The organism is Wolbachia endosymbiont of Leptopilina clavipes (assembly GCF_006334525.1).
In the GTDB taxonomy this organism is placed as follows: domain Bacteria; phylum Pseudomonadota; class Alphaproteobacteria; order Rickettsiales; family Anaplasmataceae; genus Wolbachia.
In genome coordinates, this window is the sequence record NZ_QJHA01000003.1 from 1 (window position 1) to 7,084 (window position 7,084).

The 7,084-nt window shown below is 35.2% G+C and carries 7 protein-coding genes and 1 pseudogene; 4 read left to right on the forward strand and 4 right to left on the reverse strand.

All coding sequences use genetic code 11. The annotated features are described in order from the left end of the window. Positions 1-19: 19 nt before the first annotated feature. Positions 20-266 (reverse strand): annotated as a pseudogene (locus OUY_RS00180) (IS630 transposase-related protein); the annotation flags it as partial. A 300-nt stretch (positions 267-566) separates the two neighbouring features. Between OUY_RS00180 and OUY_RS00185 the strand changes: the two are divergent. The 3 genes from OUY_RS00185 (at position 567) to argS (ending at position 3,376) form a co-directional block, all read left to right on the forward strand. Then, positions 567-827 carry a hypothetical protein gene (locus OUY_RS00185; protein ID WP_139686375.1) on the forward strand — a complete coding sequence of 87 codons (261 nt, stop codon included), beginning with the start codon at positions 567-569 and terminating at the stop codon, positions 825-827. A gap of 259 nt (positions 828-1,086) precedes the next feature. Further along, complete coding sequence (locus OUY_RS00190; RefSeq protein WP_139686376.1) at positions 1,087-1,491, forward strand: hypothetical protein; 405 nt, start codon at positions 1,087-1,089, stop codon at positions 1,489-1,491. A gap of 178 nt (positions 1,492-1,669) precedes the next feature. Next, positions 1,670-3,376, forward strand: coding sequence for an arginine--tRNA ligase (gene argS / locus OUY_RS00195; protein WP_139686377.1), 1,707 nt, complete (start codon positions 1,670-1,672; stop codon positions 3,374-3,376). 62 nt (positions 3,377-3,438) lie between these two features. Here the strand turns inward: argS and ccmA are convergent, their stop codons facing one another. Next, complete coding sequence (gene ccmA / locus OUY_RS00200; protein ID WP_010404852.1) at positions 3,439-4,062, reverse strand: heme ABC exporter ATP-binding protein CcmA; 624 nt, start codon at positions 4,060-4,062, stop codon at positions 3,439-3,441. A gap of 347 nt (positions 4,063-4,409) precedes the next feature. Further along, positions 4,410-4,841 (reverse strand): hypothetical protein, encoded by a 432-nt coding sequence (locus tag OUY_RS00205; RefSeq protein ID WP_139686378.1) that lies wholly within the window; start codon positions 4,839-4,841, stop codon positions 4,410-4,412. A gap of 437 nt (positions 4,842-5,278) precedes the next feature. On the opposite strand from OUY_RS00205, the gene OUY_RS00210 reads away from it, so the two are divergent. Beyond that, the gene (locus tag OUY_RS00210; RefSeq protein ID WP_246038489.1) at positions 5,279-6,172 is read left to right on the forward strand and encodes a hypothetical protein; all 894 of its coding nucleotides are present in this window, start codon (positions 5,279-5,281) and stop codon (positions 6,170-6,172) included. A 29-nt stretch (positions 6,173-6,201) separates the two neighbouring features. On the opposite strand, the gene OUY_RS00215 is transcribed toward OUY_RS00210, so the two are convergent. Beyond that, positions 6,202-7,084, reverse strand: an 883-nt coding sequence (locus tag OUY_RS00215) for an IS481 family transposase (protein ID WP_139686379.1), incomplete at its 5' end; no start/stop codon positions are given.

The following is a 7,084-nucleotide window of genomic DNA, read 5'->3' on the forward strand; positions in this document are numbered from 1 at the left end:
TCTACTAATATTGCCCCAGCATCTCTGACTGAGTTTTGCCACCTTGCTCATTTGCAAATTCGGCAAATGCATTCCAGTCGGTAATTTTATGCCACGCTTCCAGGCTTTTTTGACTGAAAATCTCCCGTTTTCTCACGTCTTTTCTTCCACTCATATAAAGTTGTTTTTCCGATCTTAAATCTCTTGGCAACAGTTTCTCCACTCTCTCCTTCATCCAATGCTTCCATTACCTTTTTTCTTAAGTCATAACTATATGCTACTGGCATCCTTACCTTCCACTACTATAAAACCTTATTTTCCTCGTTTGGACTATTATGAAAAGAGCTATACTTGTATAACGGCTGGAAAGGAAATTTTAAATATATCAATCTTAGTATTAAAATTATAAATTTATTAATTATTTTATCCTATAATAGTCTAATAGTTATTTTTTAAAGGATATTTATGACTCACTATCACACTTCATCTCCAAAAAACGTTTGTTCTCATAATACCAAAACTTCTTTTCCAGGCTGTAAATCAATATGCATTCCTGATAAAGATGAGCATTGTCATACTACTCGTTTATGTCACAGTCAAGACCCGTTTTCAAGCATCATTGTACTCCATACCACTATGATTATAACTCACATTGTAAACATGGTTATGACCCATGCTACGGTAATAATCACGGTTATGGTCATGGTACAACAGCATCATGGTATCATGCTCACGATTCTGGTAACACAGTAGTGTTAAATGTACCATGTTGTGGTTGGGGAACAAGAACTGGGATAGGAACTGATACAGTTGCAAAATTAGCTCCAGAGCACAACGATTTATTTTGAAGGCGATAAAACTTAGTTAGGGTGTAAAAGGTGTGAAGGACGTGTAGTGATACTATGTGCTGAAAGCATAATGCGACGATAGGTATGGCACTGATGTGATATGGTAATAACATAACAATTTATACTATAGATATGGGGTATGTATTATGCCCTTATATCTATAGATTTAGAGCTTTATTAATAACTAATTCGGCGTGTAATTTTTTACCTTGTTCTATTAATAATTTTATATATAACTCTAATTGTATGGGAGATTTTTATGTTAAAGTATAATCTTAATAACCAGTATGATAATAAAACATATACTAGTGTTACTGATAATCTAACGAATGCTGTTCAATATGAAGAAGATAGGGAAAAACTTAACGCAGATGAAGTAGATAAAAAAGATGAGGAAAAAACTACCGTAGATGAAGGAAATAAGGTAAAACCTACCGTAGATGAGTGTAAACTACACCCATGCTGCAAGTATTATTATAATTTGTGTTTCAACGATTGTTATGATTCATGTTGTAGTAATCATGACGTAGCATGGTTTAATACTTGCGATGATGGCAACACAGTAATGCTGAATACAACTTGGGATTGGGAAATAGAACTACCTGGAATTATATGGTATCCGGAGTTTTTTGACTTTGGTTATTCTGAATTAATGTTGATCTAAGTTTATGGTTTCAGAGTATAATGCTATGATATACGAAAAGTTGCTGTCTAAGTTAATCTATCAAGTGTTACATCAGCCTGTTAAAGCAAAAGAGAAAATGAAGGTAAAATAGTTAAGATAACCCTTCAACTCCTTCCATTTATCAACTATACTGCTATAGATTTTAGCAGTATAATAAATGAACATTTTCAAGCAGGTTGCCTCTCTAATCTTTAGTAAATTAAATGAGTTGAAGCAAAGGGGTGTTATAAGTACGAATGCAACAAACTTTATTGTAGAGCCTCCGAGCAATAGAGCGCATGGAGATATTTACACAAATGTTGCTATGGTGCTTGCAAAGCATGAAAAAAAGAATCCAGTTGAGATTGTAGGGATCTTAGCAGAAGAATTTAAATCTTTTGATGAAGTTGCAAAAGTGGAAATAGCAGGTCCTGGGTTCATCAATATGCACTTGAAAATGGAAGTATGGCATGGGATTTTAAAGCAAATAAATGAGCTAAAAACGGAGTTTGGCACTCTCAACATTGGAAACAATCAGGCCATCAATGTTGAATTTGTATCTGCAAATCCAACTGGGCCACTACATATTGGTCATGCAAGAGGGGCAGTATTTGGTGACGTTTTGGCAAATTTATTGAAAAAAGTTGGTTATAAAGTTACTAAGGAATACTATATTAATGATGCTGGAGCGCAGATAGATACACTAATAAAGTCAGTATATTTGCGGTATAAGGAAGCTCTGGGAGAAAAAATTAGCATCGAAAAAGGTTTATACCCAGGTGAATATTTAAAACCAATAGGGGAGGGGCTAGCTAAAAAATATGGCAAGGAGCTTAGAGAAGAGGAAGATAATCGAGTAATTAGAGAATATACTTTAAGTTCTATCTTAGAACTTATAAAGGAGGACATGAGCTTGCTTGGAGTCAATCATGATATTTTTACTTCAGAGTATGAGCTACAAAAAAATGGCAAAATCGAAGAGAGTATAAAGATATTATCTGATAAGGGTCTTGTGTATGAAGGATACTTGGAGAAACCAAAAGGCAAAGAAAGTGAAAGTTGGACTTCCAGAAAAGAAATGTTATTTCGCTCTACAACATTTGGTGATGATGTTGACCGCGCACTAAAAAAAGAGGATGGTAGCTGGACTTATTTTGCATCGGATATTGCTTACCATTTTGATAAGATATCACGTGGTTTTAACAATATGATCGTAGAGCTCGGCAGTGACCATGGCGGTTATATTAAAAGGCTTAGAGCAGTTGTCTCTGCGCTCAGTGATGATCAAGCAAAGATAGAGGTAAAACTGCATAATATTGTGAATTTCTTCGAAAATGGCAAACCTGTTAAGATGTCGAAAAGATCAGGAAATTTTCTTACAGCTAGGGATGTAGTGGAAGAGGTTGGCGGGGATATAACTCGTTTTATAATGTTAACACGCAAGAATGATATGGTCTTGAACTTTGATTTTGTTAAAGTAAAAGAACAATCAAGAGACAACCCTATTTTTTACGTGCAATATGCCCATGCTCGTGCTCACTCATTAATGCGTAATGCTCCAAAAGAGCTTCCAACAGCAGATCCTTCACTTTTAAAGACTGATGGGGAGCTCTTCCTCATAAAAACCTTAGCAAAGTGGCCAGATGTGGTAGAAATATCTGCAAGGCTTTGTGAGCCACACAGAATCACTTTCTACTTACTTGAAGTTGCGGAAGCGTTTCACGTTTTATGGGGGTATGGCAAAAGTGATTTAAACATGCGGTTCATACTAGAAGATAACTTGAACCTCACCGCTGCAAGAATGTTTCTCGTCCAAGCCTTAGCGCACGTAATCTCTTCTGGGCTTTCTATTTTTAATATAGAGCCTTTGAAAGAGATGAGTTAATTTTAATGCGTAATATTAAATGTGATAATAAATTATTGATGTAAGTACAATAAGGCCAAAAATTATACAAGAGGTCTGTTAAAATCACGTATGTCGATTGTCTTGAAGTCACACAATTGTTCTGTAGAGCTATGTCCTGTAATAATTACTGTACCGTTCTGCTCAGAGCGTATTGAGATTAGATTTAGTATTAATTCACACGTTGCACTGTCGAGATTACAGAATGGTTCATCTATCAGCCAAATGTTTGCATTAGAAATTAAAAGGCGAGCAAGCGCAACTCTTCTTTTCCAGCCTGCAGAAAGTTCACCATATCTAATGTTAAATACAGGCTGCAACTCTAAACAATAAGCAGCTGCCATAACTGATTCTCTAGTGTTCCGTATTCTTGCCCAGAATTCTATGTTTTCACCAATTGTTAAACTATCTTTACAGGCGTTTTTATGTCCTACGTAAACCATGGAAGATATAAAGGATTTTGGATCATCATATATGTCTTTTCCGCAGTATCTTATATTGCCTGATACTGGCGGTAAGAGTCCAGATAAACTTCTGATTAAGCTGGTTTTGCCGCTACCATTTGGACCAGTGATTAAGATTTTTGATTTTGGCTCAGCTTTAAAATTGAGGTTTTTAAATAATACTTTGTTATTACGAGCACAGGATAGATTTTTACATTCAAGCATCTATTGGACCTTTAAAGAGAACTTGGAGCCTAAACACTTCAGTGTATGAACATTGGATAGCTTGCACAACAAACAGTCAGTGTTTGACATACAACTGTACGAACATTGGGTTTGTAGGTAGCAGATGGTGTCATCCCAGTGCTTGACACTGGGATCCAGGAATTTTAAGTAAGCACGCTGAGCTGGTTGGCATAAAAGTAGTTGCTTTATGTTAAAATTAATATTTTTAACTAGATTACATGAAGAGCTGGATCCCAGTGTCAAGCACTGGGATGACACCCTTATACTTGACTGACTATAACACTTAAGAAGTTTAATGCCAGAAAGCAGGTTATACAACGGATACGTCATCTGCCTTTTCCTTTATATTTACCCTTAGTTGAAAACTGAGCTTTTATAAATAGCTCCCAAAATCCTTTCTTATCACCTTTTCTGTGTATCAATTGTGCAAAATGTTTCATTAAGCTATTACCCATCATAACCATCTTTGTCCATTTACCTAACGGTTTTGCTATATCAACTATTTCTAGATCTTCTTTGTAAACTTGCATATTCTTTTGTTTCTCCCTTAGCATTTCCTGTTGTTTCATCAACTCTTTTTGCTTATTTTTTTGATATAATTCGTTAAATCTTCTATTTTCTTCCCACTCTTCTTTGAGAACTTTTAGAGGAAATATAATTTTTCTAATATGATTTTTGTATATTTTTCTCAAAAAGAGAAATACTGCAATTATAGTAAGTAATATCGTGCTATATGTAATGATTTGTCCGAACGGCATTTTTATACTCAGCTTATTGGCAAGCGGTATTTACAATTATACCATAACTATAGAAATTTTACAATTTTTTTCTGGATAAAGATAGTAGACTAAAAATTTCTAAAGAACAAAAGCAACGTATTTACGTACAGGCTATCAACTACTACACTCAAAACTGACAAGTGATTAATCATTGGAGAGTAGAGGAATCACGGCTCTCTAATGAATAAAGATGGACTGTGTCAAGCTGGTGAGTAAGGTGGAAATTGGAAGAAAATCTAATTGTTGGTTATCATGCTAGATCTACAATATAAGTTATAAAATTTTTAATCATTTTGGCTTATAATAATTTCTGAGTTAACCTTAGATTTCCTGAGCTGTGGTTTCTTTTACCCATGTTGAATTCCTAGCTTTTATACTCTAATTTAATTCCAGTTTTGACTATATAGGAGGTCACAATGTCAAACAATATCTATAGCGATCAAGTTAATAATAGTAATTTATATGCCAACAAACTTTTTTATGGTGAAGAGGGTGAGCAAGTCGAAAATCTAGGAGATCAGGTTGCGGGAGAAGAGGATAAGAAATCAGAAGAAGATTTACTTCGTGACTGTAGAGATGAAACTAAGAAGGCAAAAGATAAGTTAATACAGTGTAAAAAAGATGCTGTGGAATCACAAAGAGAAATTACACAATTAGAAGCAGAAACTAGTGAATTAAAGTCACAGGTTCAAGAAGAGAAAGGGAAGGTAGAACAAACTAAGAATGAAGCTAAGGAAGCAAAAGATGAGTTAATACAGTGTAAAAAAGATGCTGAGAAGATGAAAGAAGGCTCTGAACAGGCAATTAATCAGGCAAAGTATGATGATGCTCAAGCAGAAGCTAAACAAGCAAAATTAGAAGCTAAGCAAGCAAAATTGGAAGCTGAGCAAGCAAGAATAGAAGCTTTGAGGTGCGAAATTGGACAAGAGAGAGAAGAAGTTATGCGGTGTAAAATTGACAAGGTAAAAGAAGAACTTATGCAGTATAAAATTGACATGGCAAAAGCAGAGAATAAGTGTTATAAAAAAGCAGCTGAAGAATGTAAAAAAGAGAAAGGAAGTGATAAAGAAGAACTTATACAGTGTAAAATTGACACGGCAAAAGCAGAGACTGAGTGGTATAAAAAAGAAGCTGAAGAATGTAAAAAAGAGAAAGGAAGTGGTACAGATAAACCTTGTCCCAATGGAGGAGGTGGAACTAATGTAGTCAAACCTGTTACTAATGGAGGAAGGGATGAAAATAGAGAAATTACGTCTCAAAAAATAACCCCAGATTGTAGCAAGAAAGAAATTTGTGGATCTTATGTGTAATAGTCTAGACTTAATCTGACAAGCATGAATTAACTGACAGAAGAATTAACAAAGTCAAAACCAAAATCAGCATCCTGTTTAATGCTATCAATATTTTTCTGATAAGCAATATGCATACTATCAAAAAAGGTTTGCATAGGAGTCTTACCATAGCAATATTTACCTGAATGCGGTCTAGATCTATTGTAAGAATGCACCCAATGGTCTACGTCTAACTGAAGTTCTGCCAAAGAGGTGTAAATTTTCTTTCTAAAGATAATATTGTAACATTCATCTTGCATAGTTCTGTGGAACCTTTCACATATGCCATTAGTCTGTGGAGAACGAGCTTTGGTTCGAGAATGATCAATATTTTCTACCCCTAAATATAGCTGGTAAGCGTGATTTTCAGGTCTGCCACAATACTCTGTACCACGATCCGTCAAAACACGTAGCAATGATACTTTCTGTTCATCAAAGAACGGTACTACCCTATCATTAAGAAGATCTGCAGCTGTGATAGCAGTCCTTTCTGTGTAAAGCTTAGCAAAAGCAACTCTGGAATAGGTATCAACAAAGGTTTGCTGGTAAATTCGTCCAATACCTTTGATATTACCAACATAATAACTGTCTTGGCTACCTAAGTATCCTGGATGCTCTGTTTCAATTTCTCCATGGGCCTCTTTTTCTTCCTTAGCCTTTTCTAGAGCTGTTATCTGTTCTTCTGTTAAAATGATACCATCCTGAGCTACTTTTGCTTCTAATGCCTTTAACCTCTTTTTAAAATTTTCAAGATCGTTTCTTTGCCACACTGATCTTATTCCACTTGCAGAGATGAGAATTCCTCTCTTTTTCAGTTCGTTTGCTGCTCTTTCTTGTCCGTATGCTGGAAACTCTATTGCTATTTCAACTACTGCTTTTTCTATATCCTCC

Excerpts from the sequence above, each read along its gene's own strand:
- OUY_RS00185 (WP_139686375.1), top strand. The coding sequence starts at position 567 with ATGTCACAGTCAAGACCCGTTTTCAAGCATCATTGTACTCCATACCAC.
- OUY_RS00190 (WP_139686376.1), top strand. The coding sequence starts at position 1,087 with ATGTTAAAGTATAATCTTAATAACCAGTATGATAATAAAACATATACT.
- argS (WP_139686377.1), top strand. The coding sequence starts at position 1,670 with ATGAACATTTTCAAGCAGGTTGCCTCTCTAATCTTTAGTAAATTAAAT.
- ccmA (WP_010404852.1), bottom strand. The coding sequence starts at position 4,062 with ATGCTTGAATGTAAAAATCTATCCTGTGCTCGTAATAACAAAGTATTA.
- OUY_RS00205 (WP_139686378.1), bottom strand. The coding sequence starts at position 4,841 with ATGCCGTTCGGACAAATCATTACATATAGCACGATATTACTTACTATA.
- OUY_RS00210 (WP_246038489.1), top strand. The coding sequence starts at position 5,279 with ATGTCAAACAATATCTATAGCGATCAAGTTAATAATAGTAATTTATAT.